This is a genomic window from Thermodesulfatator indicus DSM 15286 (assembly GCF_000217795.1).
Classification (GTDB): Bacteria; Desulfobacterota; Thermodesulfobacteria; order Thermodesulfobacteriales; family Thermodesulfatatoraceae; genus Thermodesulfatator; species Thermodesulfatator indicus.
The window spans coordinates 1,186,538-1,205,942 of the sequence record NC_015681.1 but is presented as its reverse complement, the minus strand read 5'-3'; the positions used below and the strand labels follow the sequence as shown (position 1 = coordinate 1,205,942).

General features: G+C 40.5%; 20 protein-coding genes. 7 read left to right on the top strand and 13 right to left on the bottom strand.

Features of this window, described 5'->3' with window-relative positions:
* The gene (locus THEIN_RS05780) at positions 1 to 1,311 is read right to left on the bottom strand and encodes an amidohydrolase (protein ID WP_013907748.1); all 1,311 of its coding nucleotides are present in this window, start codon (positions 1,309 to 1,311) and stop codon (positions 1 to 3) included.
* Positions 1,312 to 1,612: 301 nt separating this feature from the next.
* On the opposite strand from THEIN_RS05780, the gene THEIN_RS05775 reads away from it, so the two are divergent.
* Complete coding sequence (locus tag THEIN_RS05775) at positions 1,613 to 2,266, top strand: endonuclease III domain-containing protein (RefSeq protein ID WP_013907747.1); 654 nt, start codon at positions 1,613 to 1,615, stop codon at positions 2,264 to 2,266.
* Positions 2,267 to 2,294: 28 nt separating this feature from the next.
* Here THEIN_RS05775 and THEIN_RS05770 read toward each other — a convergent pair whose 3' ends face one another.
* The 3 genes from THEIN_RS05770 to THEIN_RS05760 form a co-directional block, all read right to left on the bottom strand.
* On the bottom strand, positions 2,295 to 2,582 hold the full coding sequence (locus tag THEIN_RS05770; protein WP_013907746.1) for an AAA family ATPase: 288 nt from the start codon (positions 2,580 to 2,582) through the stop codon (positions 2,295 to 2,297).
* 73 nt (positions 2,583 to 2,655) lie between these two features.
* On the bottom strand, positions 2,656 to 4,017 hold the full coding sequence (gene nhaA / locus THEIN_RS05765; protein WP_013907745.1) for a Na+/H+ antiporter NhaA: 1,362 nt from the start codon (positions 4,015 to 4,017) through the stop codon (positions 2,656 to 2,658).
* An 8-nt stretch (positions 4,018 to 4,025) separates the two neighbouring features.
* Positions 4,026 to 5,261 carry a mechanosensitive ion channel family protein gene (locus tag THEIN_RS05760; protein WP_169311155.1) on the bottom strand — a complete coding sequence of 412 codons (1,236 nt, stop codon included), beginning with the start codon at positions 5,259 to 5,261 and terminating at the stop codon, positions 4,026 to 4,028.
* Positions 5,262 to 5,322: 61 nt separating this feature from the next.
* Between THEIN_RS05760 and THEIN_RS05755 the strand changes: the two genes are divergently transcribed.
* The 5 genes from THEIN_RS05755 (at position 5,323) to THEIN_RS05730 (ending at position 9,833) form a co-directional block, all read left to right on the top strand.
* Positions 5,323 to 6,264, top strand: coding sequence for a two-component system sensor histidine kinase NtrB (locus tag THEIN_RS05755; RefSeq protein WP_013907743.1), 942 nt, complete (start codon positions 5,323 to 5,325; stop codon positions 6,262 to 6,264).
* Entirely contained in the window at positions 6,257 to 7,600 is a 1,344-nt protein-coding gene (locus tag THEIN_RS05750) for a sigma-54-dependent transcriptional regulator (protein WP_013907742.1), read from the top strand. The genes THEIN_RS05755 and THEIN_RS05750 overlap by 8 nt, the downstream gene beginning before the upstream one ends.
* Before the next feature lie 295 nt (positions 7,601 to 7,895).
* Complete coding sequence (locus THEIN_RS05740) at positions 7,896 to 8,090, top strand: hypothetical protein (RefSeq protein ID WP_041434548.1); 195 nt, start codon at positions 7,896 to 7,898, stop codon at positions 8,088 to 8,090.
* 233 nt (positions 8,091 to 8,323) lie between these two features.
* Complete coding sequence (locus THEIN_RS05735; protein WP_169311154.1) at positions 8,324 to 8,839, top strand: hypothetical protein; 516 nt, start codon at positions 8,324 to 8,326, stop codon at positions 8,837 to 8,839.
* Between the two features lie 52 nt (positions 8,840 to 8,891).
* Positions 8,892 to 9,833 carry an IS5 family transposase gene (locus tag THEIN_RS05730; RefSeq protein ID WP_013907740.1) on the top strand — a complete coding sequence of 314 codons (942 nt, stop codon included), beginning with the start codon at positions 8,892 to 8,894 and terminating at the stop codon, positions 9,831 to 9,833.
* Between the two features lie 295 nt (positions 9,834 to 10,128).
* Here the strand turns inward: THEIN_RS05730 and dapB are convergent, their stop codons facing one another.
* From dapB to THEIN_RS05705, 5 genes are read right to left on the bottom strand one after another with little or no spacing between them, the layout of a single operon-like run.
* On the bottom strand, positions 10,129 to 10,932 hold the full coding sequence (gene dapB / locus THEIN_RS05725; RefSeq protein WP_013907739.1) for a 4-hydroxy-tetrahydrodipicolinate reductase: 804 nt from the start codon (positions 10,930 to 10,932) through the stop codon (positions 10,129 to 10,131).
* A gap of 12 nt (positions 10,933 to 10,944) precedes the next feature.
* Complete coding sequence (gene dapA, locus THEIN_RS05720) at positions 10,945 to 11,874, bottom strand: 4-hydroxy-tetrahydrodipicolinate synthase (RefSeq protein ID WP_013907738.1); 930 nt, start codon at positions 11,872 to 11,874, stop codon at positions 10,945 to 10,947.
* Between the two features lie 16 nt (positions 11,875 to 11,890).
* Complete coding sequence (gene dapF, locus THEIN_RS05715) at positions 11,891 to 12,754, bottom strand: diaminopimelate epimerase (RefSeq protein WP_013907737.1); 864 nt, start codon at positions 12,752 to 12,754, stop codon at positions 11,891 to 11,893.
* A 19-nt stretch (positions 12,755 to 12,773) separates the two neighbouring features.
* Positions 12,774 to 14,042, bottom strand: coding sequence for a diaminopimelate decarboxylase (gene lysA, locus THEIN_RS05710; RefSeq protein WP_013907736.1), 1,269 nt, complete (start codon positions 14,040 to 14,042; stop codon positions 12,774 to 12,776).
* Positions 14,042 to 15,079 (bottom strand): fibronectin type III domain-containing protein, encoded by a 1,038-nt coding sequence (locus THEIN_RS05705; protein WP_013907735.1) that lies wholly within the window; start codon positions 15,077 to 15,079, stop codon positions 14,042 to 14,044. The genes lysA and THEIN_RS05705 overlap by 1 nt, the downstream gene beginning before the upstream one ends.
* Positions 15,080 to 15,160: 81 nt before the next feature.
* On the opposite strand from THEIN_RS05705, the gene trpC reads away from it, so the two are divergent.
* Complete coding sequence (gene trpC, locus THEIN_RS05700) at positions 15,161 to 15,934, top strand: indole-3-glycerol phosphate synthase TrpC (protein ID WP_013907734.1); 774 nt, start codon at positions 15,161 to 15,163, stop codon at positions 15,932 to 15,934.
* On the opposite strand, the gene THEIN_RS11595 is transcribed toward trpC, so the two are convergent.
* The 4 genes from THEIN_RS11595 to THEIN_RS05680 all read right to left on the bottom strand — a co-directional run bounded on the left by THEIN_RS11595 (position 15,918) and on the right by THEIN_RS05680 (position 19,273).
* Positions 15,918 to 16,232 (bottom strand): DUF2752 domain-containing protein, encoded by a 315-nt coding sequence (locus THEIN_RS11595; RefSeq protein ID WP_169311153.1) that lies wholly within the window; start codon positions 16,230 to 16,232, stop codon positions 15,918 to 15,920. The genes trpC and THEIN_RS11595 overlap by 17 nt on opposite strands.
* A 51-nt stretch (positions 16,233 to 16,283) precedes the next feature.
* Positions 16,284 to 16,700 carry a DUF4234 domain-containing protein gene (locus THEIN_RS05690; protein WP_013907732.1) on the bottom strand — a complete coding sequence of 139 codons (417 nt, stop codon included), beginning with the start codon at positions 16,698 to 16,700 and terminating at the stop codon, positions 16,284 to 16,286.
* 411 nt (positions 16,701 to 17,111) lie between these two features.
* Complete coding sequence (locus THEIN_RS05685; protein WP_013907731.1) at positions 17,112 to 18,053, bottom strand: IS5 family transposase; 942 nt, start codon at positions 18,051 to 18,053, stop codon at positions 17,112 to 17,114.
* Between the two features lie 74 nt (positions 18,054 to 18,127).
* On the bottom strand, positions 18,128 to 19,273 hold the full coding sequence (locus THEIN_RS05680) for an HDOD domain-containing protein (RefSeq protein ID WP_013907730.1): 1,146 nt from the start codon (positions 19,271 to 19,273) through the stop codon (positions 18,128 to 18,130).
* Positions 19,274 to 19,405 lie beyond the last annotated feature (132 nt).

Genomic DNA, 19,405 nt, shown 5'->3' with positions numbered 1-19,405 from the left:
TTAATTTTGTCCAGCTAAAAGAGTTTTTATTTCTTGACTAATTTCAAATACCTTTTTCTTAGCCTCTTCTTCATCAAAAGTAAGAATACGGCCATCACGCATAATAAATTCTCCGGCCACCATAACGTCTGTTACGTCTCCGGCCCTGGCGCTGTAAACCAATATTGAAAGAGGATCATAACAAGGGGTCAAATGAGAGGAAGATAGTTTGATGACGGCCAAGTCTGCAGGACTATCCTTAACTAAGCGGCCTAGCTCTGGCCATCCCAGGGCCTTAGCTCCCAGAGAAGTAGCCATATTGAGGGCGTCTTTAGCTGGGAGTTTGGTGGGGTCAAAAGTAAGGCCTTTCTGAATTAAGGCGGCTGATCGCATTTCTCCTATTAAATCCAGGTCATTATTACTAGCCGGGCCGTCAGTGCCGATTCCCACGCACACCCCCGCTTCAAGTAAAGCCGGCACTGGAGCTACTCCTGAGCCCAATTTAAGATTGCTTTCCGGACAATGGGCTACTTTGACCTGGCGTTTAGCCAAAAGTTCAATTTCCTCATCGGTTAGCTGGACAGCGTGAGCCACTAAGAGTCGTTCATTCAAAAGACCAAGAGAGTCTAGATGAAAAGGGGGAGTTTGGCCATAACGAGCCTTAATTAAGGCTACTTCATCTTTGGTTTCTGAAAGGTGAATATGGATAAGGGTATCATAACGCTCAGCGATGGCTGCCGCGGCTTTTAAGGTATCAGGCGAGCAGGTGTAAGCAGCGTGAGGGCAGACCATGACTTTTATTCTGGGATGTCCCGCATAATCTTTAAGCAACTTTTCGGTCAGGGCTAATCCCTTTTCCAGGGGACCATAGTTGGGAGAAGGAAAGTCAAAAAGCCCTTCTCCCAGAGTGGCTCTTATTCCCGTCTCCTCCACGGCCTTAATAACTTCCTCTTCAAAGAGATACATATCGGCAAAAAGGGTTATGCCTGAACGTAGCATCTCAGCGATAGCCAGCTTAGCTCCCCAATATACCCACTCTGGTTTAAGATGCCTTTCCACAGGAAAGATATAGTTTTCAAGCCAGGTCATGAGGGGTAGGTCATCAGCTAGGCCACGAAATATAGTCATAGAAGCATGGGTATGAGCATTTACTAAACCTGGGAAGATAATGCTATCCCCGAAATCTATTATTTCTGCCAGGGGATAACGAGAAACAATATCGTCTTTGGCACCCATATCCAGTATTTTTCCATTTTCGACAACTATAGCGCTATCTATAAGTGGGATTTCGTGACCCCCGCTAATGATATATTGGGCACAAATAATCTGCATATCAGATCTCCTTTCCTGATAATATTTTTACTCCAGCTAATATTAGCGCTAAACACAGCTCTTTTCACTGCCCTTAGCGATGCTTTTAGCAAAGACCTTTCCAAAATTCAAAAAAACATAGAGAAGATCGCCACAGCGCCACAGTCGCTTGGCGACAAAGATTACTTCGGCTGCTAACGTAACCTCGCAATGCCCCGCTTCCGGTGTCACAGCGAGCCTTTAAAGAACACTTTATTGGCGCTAAGCTAATGGTAACTAGTATATTTTCTTACTAACCTGGCTAACGGTTAAACCAGTAAAAATGGATCTTATTGGTCATATTTTACAAGAAATTTATAAAAAACTGTCTGAAAAATTTGGGCCACAGGGCTGGTGGCCAGGAGAGACCCATTTTGAAGTCTGTGTGGGGGCCATCTTGACCCAAAATACCAACTGGCAAAATGTAGAAAGAGCCATAGCTAATTTGAAAGCCCATAATCTCCTTTATCCACAGGCACTTTATGAAATTTCGCATGAAACCTTGGCTAAATTGATAAGACCAGCTGGTTATTTTCGAGTAAAGGCCAAAAGGCTAAAAAATTTTGTGCATCTCCTGGTTGAAGAATACCACGGAGAACTTGAAGCTTTATTTTCTCTAGGCCTTGAAAAGGCACGTGAAAAGCTTCTCTTAGTGAAGGGAATTGGGCCTGAGACCGCAGATTCCATGTTACTTTACGCAGGGAACCTCCCCATTTTTGTAATTGATGCCTACACTCGTAGAATTCTTCTCCGTCACGGACTGGCCCATGAAGATATGTCTTACGAAGATCTACAAAGTTTATTTATGAAAAATCTTCCTAAAGATGTAAAGCTTTTTAACGAATATCATGCTCTACTGGTGGCCTGCGGCAAAAATTTTTGCCGTCCTAAAAAACCTCTTTGCGAAGAATGTCCTTTAAAGGGAATAGCTCTTTAGAGATAAAAACAGGGAGCTCTACCTAGGGTCATGAATAATCTTTATTTAAGCGCCCTATATCTTTTACGTATTGAACTTCATCTAAATAAAGATTTTTTTTCTTAAGGTATCTCCGGGCAAATTTGATTGGGTCTCTTTTTATGGCCTGGGCGTAGTCTTCTATCTCAAGGCTCAAATACTGGCCTCCGAATTTCTGACAAAAATACTTCAAAATAGTAGTTTTACCACTTTGCCGCGGTCCCTTTAGTAAAATAATTTCTCTTCTAAAAATCCACTTTTCCAGATCTTTCTCTATTTTTCTTGGAAGGTAGTCCATAAATAATAGCCTTATTTTGGGAAAAGTTTCATAAAATAAGGCTATTAAAATTGGAGTTTAATGTCAAGAAAGGCTAATTCTTTTTTGTAGATAACAGTCGTAGCCAGGTGTAACCAAGAACTCCAGCCATAAAAGAGGCCAATATAATAGCGGCCTTGGCCTTGGCTAGGTGGTCGGCTTCTCCGTAGAAAGCAAGTTCAGCGATAAAAATTGACATGGTAAAACCGATTCCGGCCAACAGGCCTACACCAACATAATGGACCAGCTTAACTCCTGGGGGAAAAGAAACTAATTTGAGTTTCTGCCCGAGCCAGGTCATACTTACAATGCCAAGGGGTTTTCCTAAAAGTAAGCCCAAAAATACCCCAGAGGCGATGGAGTCCTGCCAGATAGCTGTTATTGCCGAAAGATCAAGTTTTACGCCGGCGTTTGCCAAGGCAAAAAGTGGTATGACAATTAAAGCCACTGGCAAATGAAGGGCATGTTCCATGCGCCAGAGAGGAGAGCGCACCTCCACAGCAACCGTATGCACAGCCTCTACTATTGTTTGCTGCGTTTCTGTCAATATTCGTGGATCTGTAGATGGTTTACATTTTCCCTTTAATAAGAGATTTAGAGTGCCTCTAAAATGCAAAGGATTTAGCTTTGGCGTTGAGGGAATAGTAAAAGCCGTGAGGACTCCAGCCACCGTAGCGTGAACCCCGGATACCAACATGGCTGCCCAAACACAAAGCCCTCCTAAAAAATAAGGCAGTACGTGACGAATACCTGCTAAGTTTAAAATGGTCAAACCAGCCAAGATTAAAGCCGCTACTCCTAAGGCCACAAAATTTATTGATTTTGTATAAAAGAGGGCAATGACTAAAACCGCTCCCAAGTCATCAACAATGGCTAGAGCAACAAGAAACGTTAAAAGGGAGGTGGGGATACGGCGGCCAAGCAAAACAATAACACTAATGGCAAAGGCAATGTCTGTGGCCATAGGAATTCCCCAGCCATCAATAGTGGGTTTCCCGTAGTTCATACTCACGTAAAACAGAGCCGGAACAATCATCCCTCCTATAGCTGCTAACACGGGTAAAAGGGCCGCTTTCAGATTAGCCAGCTCACCTACCAGTATTTCGCGCTTTATTTCCAGACCTATAAGGAAAAAGAAAAGGGTCATAAGCCCGTCATTTATCCAGTGATGCAGGGTAAGGCTAAAGCAATGATCACCAAAACATAAAGTGATAGGAGTTTTAAAGAAATGATGATAGGCTTCACTCAAAGGGGAGTTGGCGAGAATAAGAGATACCACGGTCATAATCATCAAAGAAAGGGCAGTAGCCGTTTGCGACTTGATAAAGCGTTCTATCGGAGTAAGTATTCTATCCGTCACCTTTTCCCAGGGAGCAAAAACACGGTAATCTTCTGGCAAAAAATCCCGTGGTTCCATACTTTCTCCTAAGTCAAATCTTTTTTGGCTATTAAAGACGAGAGACCTTCTTTTAAATCGGCTCCGGTAGGCATTTGATAAACCCGCAAATCAAACTCTCCAGCGGTAGAAAGAATATGGTCAAAAATATCGGCCTGGACTTTTTCATAAGGGATCCAGCGGGTATCAGCCACAAAACAATAGACCTCAAGAGGAAGGCCCTGTGGCGTAGGGGCCAGCTGCCTTACCATGAGCGTCATATCTTTCCTGATTTTGGGATGTTGCTTTAGGTATTCTTCGATGTAGATACGAAAGGTCCCTAAGTTAGTAAGCCTTCGGCCGTTAAGAGGTGAAGCCTCTATATCAATCCCTTGTTCGCGGTTATAAGCGTCAATCTCTTTTATTTTTTCTTCAAGATAATTCTTAAGAAGATGAACTTTTTTCAGCCGCTCTAGAAGCTTGTGATCAAGAAGCTTAACTGTAGCCTGGTCAACCAGTATGGCTCTTTTTATACGACGGCCTCCAGCAAGTTCCATTCCTCGCCAGTTTTTAAAGGATTCTTCTAGAAATTTGTAAGTGGGAATAACCACTATGGTTTTATCCCAGTTCTGCACTTTTACCGTGTGAAGGGCTATATCTATGACTTCGCCATCAGCACCGAATTTGGGCATTTCAATCCAGTCCCCCAGGCGGAATAAATCCTGAGAAACAATCTGGAAACTAGCCACAAAAGAAAGAAGAGTATGGCGAAAGATGAGCAAAAGCACTGCACTCAAAGCTCCTAAACCAGATAGAAAAACCCAGGGAGAACGATCAAGAAGGGTAGCCAAGCCTATAATGATTCCCGCGGCGTATACAAAGAGCTTTATTATTTGAACATACCCTTTAATAGGGTGTTCTTTGGCAATAGGATGGGTTTCATAAATAGCCGTGCCTACCGAAAGAAGGCGATCTATAAAAACAACAATTACAAATACCCACCCAACTTCAGCCAGGCGAATAATTATGGAACTCCAGGCAGGGACTAAATTAGCCGCATAAAACAATACCAGAAGGGCAATAGCGTAAGCGGCGATATCGTAAACTTTGAACTGCGAGAAATAGTCATCCCAGCGGTTAGGGGAACGACGTGAAAGACGGTGGGCTGTTTCTACAATAAGCTTTCGGGACAAAACATAACAGGCCAAAGTTATAATTATTACTAGGCCTAGACGTAATAAATCGTTTTGCAGAAATTTTTGTAAAAAAGTGATAAAATTTTCCACAGTGGGAAAATATAACACGTCCCTATTTATAAAAAAGAAGGTTGTTACAAGATTAACAAGGATGAAAGCTCCCTGGGCTCTTCTTGATGCCCAGAAAAATTTAGTAGCAGCTAATGAGGCCTTTTTGTCTTTTTTCAATATCAAAGCACCCTTAGGGAACATAAAAGACTTATTTGAAGAATTCCCTCAAAGTTATGGTTTTTTTAAACTTAGGAGCAAAAAAGGGAGTCCTATAGAAACAATTATCTCTCCCTATCCAGACGATTTAATCTTAATCCTTTTAAAATCTGCTTCTCGGGAAGCAAAAGAAGAGTTCCAAATGGAAAAACTGGCCGCTATGGGGAATTTGGCCGGGCACATTGCCCACGAAATTAATAACCCCTTAGGGGCCATATTACTCTACGCCAATCTTTTAAAAGAAGATTTACCTTCCGAGGGGCTCCAGGCCGATTACGTTGATAAAATCATTAAGCTGGCTACCCGCTGTCGTATTATAGCCAAAGCCCTTTTAAACGTTGGCCGTCGAGAGCCTGGCTCTATTGAACCGTTAGACCTCAACCGTTTAATTATCAATATGTTTTCCCTTGTAGAAGGACATCGCCTTTTTAAAGAAATTGACATAGTTTGGGAACTAGAAAAAACATTGCCCTTAATTCATGGTAACCGTAGCCAACTTGAGCAATTAGTATTGAATTTAATTACTAACGCGGCTGAAGCCTTAGAAGGCAAAGGTCGCATAATTGTCAGAACTGCTTATTTGTCACCAGAAGATACGGTAATTTTTGAAGTAGAAGATAATGGACCTGGGATTCCCCCTGAAATTCGTCCGCGTATTTTTGAGCCGTTTTTTACTACAAAGTCTGGAGGTAAAGGAACAGGGCTAGGCCTGGCCATATGTTACGGTATAGTAAAAAGGCACCAGGGCGAAATCCAGGTAGAAAGTCGTCCAGGATGTACTGTTTTTCGAGTAAAACTCCCCAGGGTGATTTTGAACTATGAGTAAACCTCGCATTCTCATTATAGATGATGATCCTGGAATAAGGGACGCTTGCTTCCACGTCTTGACTCGCTGCGGCTATGAAGTGGATATGGCTGCCCGGCCGGGAGAGGCCCTTGGCCTCCTTTCCCAGTATGAATTTGATGCCGTTTTACTAGACCTCAGAATGCCAGATATAAACGGCCTGGATTTGTTAAAACAAATCAAAGAGATAGATCCTCTTACCGAAGTTATCATCATCACCGCTTACGGCACCGTGGAAAGTGCGGTAAAGGCTATGAAAAATGGAGCCTGTGACTTTCTAGAAAAACCTTTCAATCCCGATGAACTGAAACTAGCGGTAGAAAAGGCCTTAACGAGAAGACGCCTAGCCCTTGAAAACCTTTATTTAAAGAGAACTCTTCAGGAAAAAGAAGGCAAAATAGCTATTATAGGAGAAAGTTCTTCTATTAAGAAAATAATACAGCTGGCCCGGGTAGTAGCCCAAACAGACTCAACTATTCTCATAACTGGAGAATCAGGGACAGGCAAAGGTCTTTTAGCCCGTAAAATTCACGAATTAAGCCCCCGGGCGCAGGGACCTTTTGTAGCGGTAGATTGCGGCACCCTTGTTCCCACTCTTTTTGAAAGTGAGCTTTTTGGGCATGTGAAAGGCGCTTTTACCGGAGCAACTTCACATAAAGTTGGCAAGTTTGAACTAGCCAATGGGGGGACCATCTTTTTTGACGAAATAGGAAACATTTCCATAGATATTCAGGCCAAATTGTTAAAAGCCGTAGAAGACAAAGAGATTTCTCCAGTAGGGAGCCACAAGGTTGTAAAAGTAGATGTGCGCATTGTTGCCGCTACTAACAAAAATTTAGAAGAAGAAGTCAAGAAAGGAACTTTTAGAAAAGATTTATTTTATCGTTTAAACGTAGTTTCTTTCAATTTACCTCCATTAAGGGAAAGAATAGAAGATATTCCCCTTTTGGCTCGCTATTTTTTACAAAAATTTGGGCGTAAGTATCACAAAAATATTCTTGATTTTGAAGAAGAGGTTTTAAAAAGATTTAGCAAACACCCCTGGCCAGGAAATGTTAGAGAACTGGAAAATACAATTGAAAGATTGGTCATTTTTGCCACCAATAGTCATATAACCCTTGCCGATCTAAAGCTTATAGGCTTTGAAATACAAGAAGATGAAGTCTTGGCCGAAGACCTTCCTTTAGAAGAAGTAGAGAAGCGATATATTTTGAGGATTCTCAAAAAATACGGAGGTAACAAAAGCAAAACAGCTAAAGTTTTGGGAATAGACCGCAAAACACTCCGCCAAAAATTAGTTCGCTGGGGATTAAGTTGAAATTATGTAATTCTATAAAATATCTTTTAGAAAAACTTAAGCTTCAGATATATAAAGATCCTTCTAAAGCCCGTCTTATAATTTGTTCTCATTTTAAAAACGCTCTCTATCAAAATAATCAGTTAGAAACTTTCTTGTTATGGCCATTAGTTATAAAAAGTATTTATTTTTCCGGAAATAAGTTTGAAGAACTAGATGGATACATAAACTGGATAGAAAAAATGGGAACTTAAAATCCATTAAAGTAACAAAAGATTTAGAATTTGACCTAAAAAGCTCTTACTATTTAGCTCTCATGATAAGAAGGCCAGAAAGTAAAACTTTAAGAATTTTAAAACTAGAACTTTGGGACTTGTTATTACATTATAAACCTGAAGATCTTCCAATAGGCGGAGAAAAACTATTAGGAAACCTATTTTTAAAAAGAGCGTTTTACCTAGGAAATAAAAGAAATTACATTTTTTCATGTGGTGGACTAATCACAAAGTAATGTCTTACTTATATGCCACAGCTTTAGAAAAGAAAATTCTTCCCCAATTCGCGCAATAGGTTATTTGGAAACAAAACCTAAATCCACCTTATTTCTGGGAAGAAAAATGTAAATGGCCATACAAAATTAAAACTTATACTTTAGGTAAATTTAAAATAGAAATTGAAAATATTAATTGGAAAAGCACAAAAAAATTTCCCTATAAACCAATAGAATTACTATTAATCCTGATTATGAGCAAAGGGAAGAGCCACATCTCATACATTATAGATCTAATGTGGCCTGAATTAGAAGGAGATGCCGCCATACATGCACTAGAAACAACTATTTACAGATTAAGAAAAATAATAAAAGACAAAAAATTCATAGAATATCAAGGTCAAATAATAAACATAAAAACTTCTAACTGCTATATTGATTTATGGGATATTCAAGAATTATTAGACAAGTTATCCGACGCTCTCCTCAAAAAGGAGAACTCCAAAATTTTTATTTTAACGAAAAACATATTAAATTTATATGACGATTTTTTACCAGGATATGAAAATTACTTGGCGATTTCATTAAGAAGGAATTTAAAGAAAAGAGTATCTTCATTAATTACAAAATCTCTCCATTTCTTAAAGAACTCATTCCCTGACGAGTTCTTCTATCTCCAAGACATTGCCAACAATAAAAATTTAATATCAAAATTAACTACTGATAAAGTACATCAAAGATTATCACGAGACCTTTGCAAAATTTGTTGAATAGTAATATTTCTCATGATAAATCTACTTAAAAACTAAAGGAGCTACATTTATGTTCAGAGAAAACAATACAAATCTAACTATAGGCGAACATCTTATCTATCAAAACTTGCCTGATGACATCTTGGCTCGTATCAATAAACTCATCAATTGGGATCCTTTTCAACAAATCCTCGCTTCTCTTCATCCTTCTAAAGTTGGACGCAAGGCTTATAACCCCGTCCAGATGCTAAAAATCCTCATCATTCAACAAATCTACGGCCACTCTGACCCGGAAATGGAACTTATGCTCAAAGGCAACCTCTTCTACCGTCGCTTCCTTGGCCTCTCTGCTATTGACCCCGTTCCTGACTACTCTACTATATCTCGCTTCCGTTCTGATCTCAAATCCTTGAACCTTTATCGTAGGTGCTTTGAAGAACTTAAACGGCAGCTCGCTCAGAAGGGTTTTGAACTTCGCTCTGGCAAAATCATTGATGCTCGTCTGGTTAAAGCGGCTAGACGTCCTGGCAAGGATGATGATGCCTCTTTTATCAAAAAAGGCAAAAAGACTGTCTACGGCTACAAAGACCATATTGCTATTGACGTTAAAAATGAGTTTGTTTCAGAGTTCGTTTGCACACCAGCTAACGTGCACGATTCCCAAGTTCTTGATGAATTACTTGAAGGAGAAGAGGCAAGTGTTTTTGCAGATAAAGCTTATGATAAGCAAGAGTTAAGGAGGAGGTGTCGTAAGAAGGGGATATTTTGTGGAGTTTTAGCAAAGGCCAGGAGGAATAGGCCCCTTTCGGCCAGACAGAAGAAGAGGAATCGAATTTTTTCTCGTATAAGGGCCAAGGTAGAGCGAGTATTTGGCATTTTTTCCTTACATCTTCAGAGGGAGAAGGCGAGATATGTGGGACTATTTGCCAACGAAATTCATTTATTTTTAACCTGTTTTACGTATAATCTTTTGAATTTAGCGTGGCAGACGAGGAGAAAGGAGGCGATTTAGAAGGAAAAATTGAATAGATAAAAGATAATAGGATAATACTGCGATGAAGGAGGAAATAATAAGGAAAATATGATTAAAACCTGTAAAAATTAAGAAATTTTGAAGGAGAAGAGAAAAGCAAAAGGGATAGAAATCAGAAATTTTTGCTTTAATGGCCAAAACGGAGAATAGAAAACAAAATTAAAATTATTTTTTTCAAAGGTCTCAGAATTATGAGATAATCGCCCATTGTATGGGCAAATTTGTTCCCCAAAAACCCTCCCTTGCCTTTTCTGTGCAAGTTGTCCGAAATAAACTACTTAAGCCCCAGGACGTCGTGCATATCATAGACTCCTGGTTCTTTGCCCACTACCCATAAAGCAGCTTTTACCGCCCCTCTAGCAAAGGTATCCCGGCTGGCTGCCCGATGCGTAAGTTCTATTCTTTCACCTGTTCCGGCAAAATATACTGTATGCTCGCCGACTATTTCGCCAGCCCTGATAGTCTGGATACCAATTTCTTTTTTAGGGCGTTCACCGATAATCCCCTCCCGACAAAAGCGAAAAGTTGATTCATCCCACCCAAGGGTTTTAGCTATAACATTGGCCAAAGCTATGGCTGTTCCACTGGGGGCATCTTTTTTCATACGGTGGTGTGCTTCAACTATCTCTATATCGAAGTCTTCCCCTAACACCCTAGTAGCCAGCTCTACCAGCTTATAAAGCAAATTAATGCCAAGACTCATGTTATAAGCCTGAACAAGGGGAAAATGTTTACGGGCAAGCTCATGAATTTCCGCAAGTTCTTCCTTAGAAAAACCTGTAGTTCCTATCACCATGGCCTTGCCATATTTAGCGTTAATCCTGGCGTTGGCTACCGAAGCTTCATGAAAGGTAAAATCAATAATTACATCGCCTTTATCGATAACTTTTTCAAGAGAATCTTCGATAACAATGCCAAGAGGGGAGTGCCCTATTACTTCGCCTACGTCTTTTCCTACAGCGGGGCTTCCTTGTTTTTCAAAAGCCGCGGCTAATTCTATGCCTTCTGTATTCAAGATATTGTGAATAATACGCGTGCCCATGCGCCCGGCCGCACCAGCAACAATGGCCTTAATCATGGTTCCCTCCAGCTAAATCAATTTGTACTCTTTAAGTACTTCTTTAAGTTTTTCCAGGTTGGCTTCACTCATAGGGGCAAGGGGCAAACGTACCTCTGGCGTAGCAATTTTACCCATTAGATAAAGGGCCGTTTTAGCAGGCACGGGGTTACTTTCCAAGAACAAGGCTTTAAACATGGGATAAAGCTTTAGATGAAGCTTAAGACCTTTATCCCATTTACCTTCTTTTGCCGCTTTCATAAGATTAGCCATTTCCTTAGGTATGACGTTGGCTGCAGCAGAAATTACCCCTGCTCCCCCAAGAGCCATGGTGGTAAAACAGGTAAAATCATCACCTGAAAGAAGCAAGAATTTGTTGCCACAAAGCCTTACTATCTCCGTGTTTTGTTTCATGCAACCGGTGGCTTCTTTAATGGCTACGATATTTTTAATTTTTGACAACCTAGCCACGGTTTCAGGGGCAAGTGATACTCCCGTGCGGCTGGGAACATTATAGAGGATAAGGGGCATATTTTTTACTGCTTCGGCTACTGCCTTGTAATGCTGATAAAGCCCTTCCTGGCTAGGTTTATTGTAATAAGGGGTTACCAAAAGACAGGCATCAACACCAATATCCGCGGCAAGCTTGGTCATCTCTATAGTTTTAGCCGTATCATTGGTACCTGTGCCGGCAATAACAGGAACTTGCCCGTTGGCTATTTCTACCGTCAATTCGTAAAGGCGCTTTTTTTCTTCAAGAGTGAGAGTAGGAGATTCTCCTGTTGTCCCTACGGTTAAAAGGCCATCAATCCCCTGTTTGATTTGCCACTCAACCAAAGCTCGGTATGACTCTTCGTCTAATTTTCCGTCTTTAAAAGGGGTAATAAGGGCCACAATAGCCCCTTCAAACTTTTTTTTGTTGTTTGTTTTGCAGGTTTTGCGGCCACATTTGCGCGTAGGCATGCCTTCCTCCTTTGGGTTATTCTAAAGCTTCTTTGGAGAGAGAAGCCTGATAAACAAATCGTGCCTCTCCTTCTAGAAAAACGCGAGATACATCTTTGGGATCAAAATAAATGTTAAGCTTTTCACCACCACTAGTTTCCACAGTAACTGGGGGCTTTATCAGGCCTTTTTGAGCAGCGATGATAGCGGAAGCACATGCTCCTGTACCGCAGGCAAAAGTTTCCGCCTCAACCCCTCGTTCGTAAGTACGAACTTTTAGATTATCTTCCCCGAGAGTAGCTACAAAGTTTACGTTAGTGCCTGAAGGGGCAAATGCGGGATGAAAGCGAATTTTTGAGCCGAGTTGTTTGACATCAAGTCTAGCTAGATCTTCAGGAGCAAAAAATAAAACAGCGTGAGGCACTCCCGTGTTAATAAAAGAGGCTAAAAATTTTTGATCATCAACGTCAAGAGCAAAATCTATTCTAAGGCTATGGGGAGGAGAAAGTTCTATTTTAACCTTTTTTTCTTTTACTTCGGCACGAATAAGCCCAGCCAAAGTCTCAAAAACATGTTCAGGGGGACATAAGCCTTCAGCCACCGCAAACCTTGCGGCACAACGGCCACCATTACCGCACATTTCCGCTTCGCTACCGTCAGCGTTAAAAAAACGCCAGGAAAAACAGGCCTTCTGGCTTTTGGGAGGTTCAATCAGAATAAGACCATCTGCTCCTACTGAAAACGCCCGTCGGCAAAGCTTTCTGGCAAGCTCTGGCCCCCACTCAGCAGGAATACGTTTTTCGAAATTATTAATAAGAATAAAATCGTTGCCAGAGGCAACCATTTTGACAAAAGGGAAACCATCTAAACATGCCGAATCAAGGTCCATAACTTTTTTCATAACAAGCTCTCAGAAATCTTCAAGCACTTTTATTTTCAAGAAAGGGAGGAATCTTTTCTCCGGCTATTAACCGAGCATAGTTTTCTCGCTTTCTTACTACGTAAAAATCCTTACCGTTTACCATTACCTCTGCAGGTCTAGGCCTGGAGTTATAATTTGAGGCCATAACAAAACCATAAGCTCCAGCACTCATAACGGCCAAAAGTTCTCCAGACTTAACTTTTGGGATTTCTCTATCCCTGGCAAAAAAGTCGCCGGTCTCACACACTGGGCCTACTACATCTGCCACTAATTTAGGACGATTTTTTGAAAGTATAGGAATGATCTCGTGATAGGCCTGATAGAGTACCGGGCGCAAAAGATCATTCATAGCGGCATCTATTATTACAAAATTTTTGACAGGTGTTTCCTTGAAATAAAGGACTCTGGTAACCAAAATACCGGCGTTTCCTACAATTACTCGTCCGGGTTCTAAAATGAGAGTTACATCAAGCCCGGCAAGCTCCTGTTTAAGGGCTTGGGCGTACTCGCTAGGCGGAGGTGGAGACTCTTTTCCGTAAACGATACCAAGGCCTCCACCAAGATCGATATATTTTATTTTTATTCCGTGTTCTTTGAGCTTTTCCACAAAAATCTTAATCCTTTTCAAGGCCTCTACAAAAGGAGAAATTTCCGTAAGCTGAGAGCCTATATGACAGTCAACTCCCAATATATCTAGATTAGGGTGTTCTTTGGCGAAGAGATAAGCCTCAAAAGCTGTTTCCACATCTAAACCAAATTTGCTCTTCATCAGACCAGTTGTAATGTGTGGATGGGTCTTAGGGTCAACATCAGGGTTTATTCTTATGGCTATTGGGGCAACTTTACCCATTCTTTTGGCCACCTGAGCAAGTGTCTTAAGTTCGCCCAGGCTTTCTACATTGAACATGAGAATACCGGCCTTTAAGGCTTCTCGCATTTCCCGCTGGGTCTTCCCAACTCCTGAAAAAACAATCTTTTTTGGGGGGAAACCGGCTTTTAAGGCCCGGTAAAGTTCGCCTCCAGAAACTATATCAGCCCCTGAACCTTTATTAGCAAAAAGACGCAAAATAGCTAAGTTAGAATTCGCTTTTATCGAGTAGCAAACAAGATGAGGAAGGCCGGAGAAGGCCTCATCGAAAACCTGAAAATGCCTTTTAAGAGTGGCGGTAGAGTAAAGGTAAAAGGGAGTTCCTACTTTTTTGGCTATTGCCCGTACAGGGACATCTTCCGCGTAAAGTTCGCCATCTCGGTACTGAAAGTGATGCATTAGTTAACCTCCTTTTCATATTTGACGGTATCTTTATTAGACGGACGGCTTTCTTTGTGCCGAGGTGAGCTGTCCACAGCCGTTACCCAATAAGTATAAACTCCTGGTGCAGGAGGCCTATCAAAAAATTTGGGCTCAGAAATAGGCTTGGGAGTAAGCAAAACGGGGTTTTCTCTTTTCCTTTGACGGTAAACTTTATAGCCTAAAAGATCTACCGCACCACTCCTTCGCCAGCGCAATAACACTCCTCCTTTGTGCGGCACGGCTACCAACCCTTCAGGAGACGGTGGAGGGGTGGTGTCTACCGGCGTAACCCAAACTTCCTCACTCTTTGGGCCTTCTATTAAGCTTCCAAAATACTTAAACACGGCTGCTACCTGATAACCATAAGACTTTCCGTTAACAACAGCTATATCCTTAAACGAAGTTTCTTTTAACAAAACAGGAAGCGCTCTAGAAGGTGATTTTTGGTTTGGGCGACGATAAATTCGGTAAAAAAAAGATACTCCTTTAGCTGGGCGATTATCCATAAATTTTTTTACCGGAGTCCAACTTAAAGTAACTGTAGCATCTCCTGGGATCGCTTTAAGGGACTTAACCTGCGCTGGCGGGATGTGCCAGGCAAAGGAGGGCGATTCCCCCGGGTCACTAACACTGTGCCAGCCTTTTACGGCATAAACCAGGTAAACGTAGCGATAACCTTCTTTTAGCTGGGAATCACGAAAGTGATAACGTCTAATCTCTCGAAACATTTTCCTGGTAAAAGGAATCCAAAATTCTTTTTGGTAACTATGATAGGGGGGAAAGATATTTTCTTCATAGCGAACAATTTTTAGGCCTTTAAGGCCGTTTAAAGGATCACCGTCAACTTTGTGCCGAGGAACATCAAAAGCCAACTCTGCGCCCCAAAAATGTAAAGTTACTGAAATATTCCTAGGAGGTTCTGGCCGTACAGCATGTGGAGGCTGAGGCGGTGTTTTTTTCCCGCAAGCCCCTAAAAAAAGACTTAAAAATAGAATTATAACCAGTTTCTTCATATTTTTTGAAATGTAGCTTAACCAATAGAAATGAGCAAAAAATTTTTGCCTGTCCCTCTAATTTTGACTAAAGTTGTAAACATGAAAAACATTTTAGAAAAGATTTTGCTCACCAAACAAAAAGAAGTGTTAGCTCGTAAAGAGAGGGGGTTATTTTTTCGTCCTTTCTGGGACTATCCACGAAAATCTCTAGAGAAAGCCCTTAAAACTCAAGACTTTGCTATTATCGCTGAAATCAAGAAGGCCTCTCCTTCAAAAGGTCTCATTGCCCGAGAGTTTCATCCTAAAAAAATCGCTGAGGAATACGAAAATGCTGGGGCTGCTGCCATTTCTTGCCTGACAGATGAACCTTTTTTTCATGGACATCTGGAATTCCTCGCCGCTGTACGAGAAGTGACCAAACTTCCTCTTTTGCGGAAAGACTTCATTATTGACGAAATCCAAATTGAAGAAGCTCGAGCCTTTGGAGCTGATGCTGTGCTTTTAATTGTAGCCGCCCTTTCTCCAGAAAAACTTAATAGTTTACTAGAAAAGACCTACGAATTAGGGCTTGAAGCCCTGGTTGAAGTACACGATGAAAAAGAATTGGAAATAGCCATTGAAGTTGGAGCTAAAATAATCGGAATAAATAACCGTAATCTTAAAACCTTTGAAGTAAAAATTGAGACTTCTTTGGCGTTGGCGGCTAAGGTATCTGAAGAAATTATTTTGGTTTCAGAATCAGGGATTAAAGATCACGCAGACATTTGTCTCTTAAAAGCAGCGGGAATCAAAGCCGCTTTAATAGGAGAAACTTTAATGCGAGCCAAAGACAAAGAAGCTACACTCTATCAACTTCTTAAAGGCCAAAAATAAGCCTGAAAATCCACCAACCAAGTACTAATACCAGTAAGCATTCCCAGCCTCTTTTCTTTTGAAAGGTAATCAAAGTTTTTTCTGGAAGAATGGCTATGGAAATTAGAATAGCCAGTACCAAAAACACTAACGGATTAGTAAAAAAGGCTAATCTTACTTCTCCCTGAAGCAAAAATCTAAAGGCATCAGTAAGGCCACATCCTGGGCAAGGGTATCCGGTTAAGGCCTTTATAGGACAAATCCAGGGCAGAGGTAGGTGCAGTACCCACTTCTGCCCTAGAAAGTTTAGGACCGACAAAAATGCCAAAAAACATAATATAAAGCGAAAAAGTAACCTTTCTGGCAACATTTAAATTCGAGGTCCTGTTTGTTCTCTAAGTTCTTCAATTATAAGATTTAGTTCTTTTTGCTGTAAGGCATCAGTAATAATTCCCAAGGAAAGAAGCGTTACTATGAGAGAAATGGCCGGGAGACTTTCACTTGGCGGAAGACCGTATTTATGTTGAACGCGTACAATAGCTCGCCCCATGAGATATTCATGATATAAGTGATAAAGTCCGCAAGTTATAAAAGTGAAAAGAAGCCATTTCCAAAAGTGGAATTCTTCTCGACCAAGGAGAGCATTAACCGTCTTTATTTGTTGATACTGCCAGATAAGCCCCCAAAGCCCACAAGTTATCAAGGTGAGGATAACCTCTTTGGCTACACTTGTAGGTTCTGGCAGCGCAGACGGTAAACGTTTTTCATTCCTGTAATCATTTTCCATGTCTATCTCCCCCGTTTTTATCTTTTATCGGATTTTTAGTTTAAATTATTACTCCAGAGACGGGAATAATATCCTAAATTACTTTGATTAAAACAGGCTACATTTTTGGTGAATGAGCGTACAGATTAATTATTTGTCCCTAACTCCTGATTAAACAGGAATATAGGTTCTTTGTAATAAGACTAAATTTGAAAAGACCTTTGAAAAAAATAATTTTAATTTTGTTTTCTATTCTCCGTTTTGGTCTCCGTTTTGGCCATTAAAGCAAAAATCTCTGATTTCTATCCCTTTTGCTAATCTCTTCTCCTTCAAAATTTCTTAGTTTTTCCAGGTTTTAATCACATTTTCCTTGTTATTTTCTCCTTCCTCGCAGTATTATCCTATTATCTTTTATCTCTTCAACTTTTCCTCCTAAATCGCCTCCTTCCTCTTCATCTGCCACGCTAAATTCAAAAGATTATACGTAAAACAGGTTAAAAATAAATGAATTTCGTTGGCAAATAGTCCCACATATCTCGCCTTCTCCCTCTGAAGATGTAAGGAAAAAATGCCAAATACTCGCTCTACCTTGGCCCTTATACGAGAAAAAATTCGATTCCTCTTCTTCTGTCTGGCCGAAAGGGGCCTATTCCTCCTGGCCTTTGCTAAAACTCCACAAAATATCCCCTTCTTACGACACCTCCTCCTTAACTCATGCTTATCATAAGCTTTATCTGCAAAAACACTTGCCTCTTCTCCTTCAAGTAATTCATCAAGAACTTGGGAATCGTGCACGTTAGCTGGTGTGCAAACGAACTCTGAAACAAACTCATTTTTAACGTCAATAGCAATATGGTCTTTGTAGCCGTAGTCAGTCTTTTTGCCTTTTTGGGTAAAGGAGGCATCGTCATCCTTGCCAGGACGTCTAGCCGCTTTAACCAGACGAGCATCAATGATTTTGCCAGAGCGAAGTTCAAAACCCTTCTGAGCGAGCTGGCGTTTAAGTTCTTCAAAGCACCTACGATAAAGGTTCAAGGATTTGAGATCAGAACGGAAGCGAGATATAGTAGAGTGGTCAGGAACGGGGTCAATAGCAGAGAGGCCAAGGAAGCGACGGTAGAAGAGGTTGCCTTTGAGCATAAGTTCCATTTCCGGGTCAGAGTGGCCGTAGATTTGTTGAATGATGAGGATTTTTAGCATCTGGACGGGGTTATAAGCCTTGCGTCCAACTTTAGAAGGATGAAGAGAAACGAGGATTTGTTGAAAAGGATCCCAATTGATGAGTTTATTGATACGAGCCAAGATGTCATCAGGTAAGTTTTGATAGATAAGATGTTCGCCTATAGTTAGATTTGTATTATTTTCTCTGAACATAAATGAAGCTCCTTTAGTTTTTAAGTAGATTTATCATGAGAAATATTACTATTCAACAAATTTTGCAAAGGTCTCTAAGTTGTATATCCTTTTAGAAGCTTTATCATTTTTTCAATTTCTTTTTCTAATTGTGGAGTAATTAAAAATTCCGGACATACAGGAAACCCGCAAGACTTTAAGGCTTCTTTAGGTATTTCATAAAGAAAAGGTTCTTCTTCTGCATATCCTAGAAGATGGCAAATATAATCAGCTAGAGCCACGGTAATAATCACTTTTTTCTCTTTGGAAGAAAGCTTTTCGATTCGCTTGAAATCGCCAAAATGGTGATAAGCCACGGTTTTAGCTATTTCTTTAGGTAGTCGCCATATATAACAAAGAACCTCACCAATAACTGGATGGCTAAAGCCGGTAACATTTTCTTCACTAATAATAGGAGGCAAATCTTCTGTATCTTCATGTAATAGTAAACTGCCTGTGTCCTCCTGTTTAAAATAAGGTAGAAAGAATTTACCTACGTCGTGCATAAGGCCGGCAGTAAGGGCGAGGCCAGGATGTTCTTGTAAGCGTTTGGCAATTTCTCCGGCGGCCACGGAAACTGCGGCCGAGTGCAACCAGATTTTATTTATTTCCTCTTTGGGTAAAGGAGAGTGTTTATTTATAGTTTGTTCAAGCATTAATTGAAAAAGTAAATTTCTTACCTGGTTAAACCCCAGATACAAAATGGCGTGATGTATAGAAGTAATGTTATTTCCAGAAGAAGGTCTAAAGTAGGCGGAATTTACTAGAGCCAAAAGACGTCCTGAAATAACTGGATCTGTAGAGGCCAGGGCAGCTACTTCTTTTGAATCTACTAAAGGATCTCTCAGCATTTCTGATAGTTGCCAGGCTGCCCCAGAGGGTAAAGGAAATTTTTTGAGTTCTTTATACAAAAATTCTTTTTGGTTGGTGTTTAGTTCTCGAGAGGTTTTAATAGCAAATTTATCAAGTTTATATATTTGTAAAGATCTTCTCTTTTTTAGGAGCTTTTGGTAATAAATTTTATTTTTTTTCACCTCTTTGGGAAGGTCTTCATTAGGAATACGGTTCTGGCCACCATTATTTGTTTCTAATGGGATCAAAATATTCTCTTTTTTAAAATTTGAGTCTCTTTTTCTTGTAAAGAAAAATAAAAGAATAAAAAAAACTATTATGATGGCTATAGGTAAATATAGTTGTGGCATGTTTCCCCCTTGTCCCAGTTTTACTTATCGGACAAAAAGGCTAAAAATGTTTAAAAATTTTTATTACTGGGATCATAAAAATGACTATTTTGAAATATCACTAAAAACAAAGGACCTTTGCAAAAGCTAAAA

Coding starts and splice junctions, on each gene's coding strand:
- THEIN_RS05780 (WP_013907748.1), bottom strand. CDS start 1,311: ATGCAGATTATTTGTGCCCAATATATCATTAGCGGGGGTCACGAAATC.
- THEIN_RS05775 (WP_013907747.1), top strand. CDS start 1,613: ATGGATCTTATTGGTCATATTTTACAAGAAATTTATAAAAAACTGTCT.
- THEIN_RS05770 (WP_013907746.1), bottom strand. CDS start 2,582: ATGGACTACCTTCCAAGAAAAATAGAGAAAGATCTGGAAAAGTGGATT.
- nhaA (WP_013907745.1), bottom strand. CDS start 4,017: ATGGAACCACGGGATTTTTTGCCAGAAGATTACCGTGTTTTTGCTCCC.
- THEIN_RS05755 (WP_013907743.1), top strand. CDS start 5,323: ATGAAAGCTCCCTGGGCTCTTCTTGATGCCCAGAAAAATTTAGTAGCA.
- THEIN_RS05750 (WP_013907742.1), top strand. CDS start 6,257: ATGAGTAAACCTCGCATTCTCATTATAGATGATGATCCTGGAATAAGG.
- THEIN_RS05740 (WP_041434548.1), top strand. CDS start 7,896: ATGATAAGAAGGCCAGAAAGTAAAACTTTAAGAATTTTAAAACTAGAA.
- THEIN_RS05735 (WP_169311154.1), top strand. CDS start 8,324: ATGAGCAAAGGGAAGAGCCACATCTCATACATTATAGATCTAATGTGG.
- THEIN_RS05730 (WP_013907740.1), top strand. CDS start 8,892: ATGTTCAGAGAAAACAATACAAATCTAACTATAGGCGAACATCTTATC.
- dapB (WP_013907739.1), bottom strand. CDS start 10,932: ATGATTAAGGCCATTGTTGCTGGTGCGGCCGGGCGCATGGGCACGCGT.
- dapA (WP_013907738.1), bottom strand. CDS start 11,874: ATGCCTACGCGCAAATGTGGCCGCAAAACCTGCAAAACAAACAACAAA.
- dapF (WP_013907737.1), bottom strand. CDS start 12,754: ATGAAAAAAGTTATGGACCTTGATTCGGCATGTTTAGATGGTTTCCCT.
- lysA (WP_013907736.1), bottom strand. CDS start 14,042: ATGCATCACTTTCAGTACCGAGATGGCGAACTTTACGCGGAAGATGTC.
- THEIN_RS05705 (WP_013907735.1), bottom strand. CDS start 15,079: ATGAAGAAACTGGTTATAATTCTATTTTTAAGTCTTTTTTTAGGGGCT.
- trpC (WP_013907734.1), top strand. CDS start 15,161: ATGAAAAACATTTTAGAAAAGATTTTGCTCACCAAACAAAAAGAAGTG.
- THEIN_RS05690 (WP_013907732.1), bottom strand. CDS start 16,700: ATGGAAAATGATTACAGGAATGAAAAACGTTTACCGTCTGCGCTGCCA.
- THEIN_RS05685 (WP_013907731.1), bottom strand. CDS start 18,053: ATGTTCAGAGAAAATAATACAAATCTAACTATAGGCGAACATCTTATC.
- THEIN_RS05680 (WP_013907730.1), bottom strand. CDS start 19,273: ATGCCACAACTATATTTACCTATAGCCATCATAATAGTTTTTTTTATT.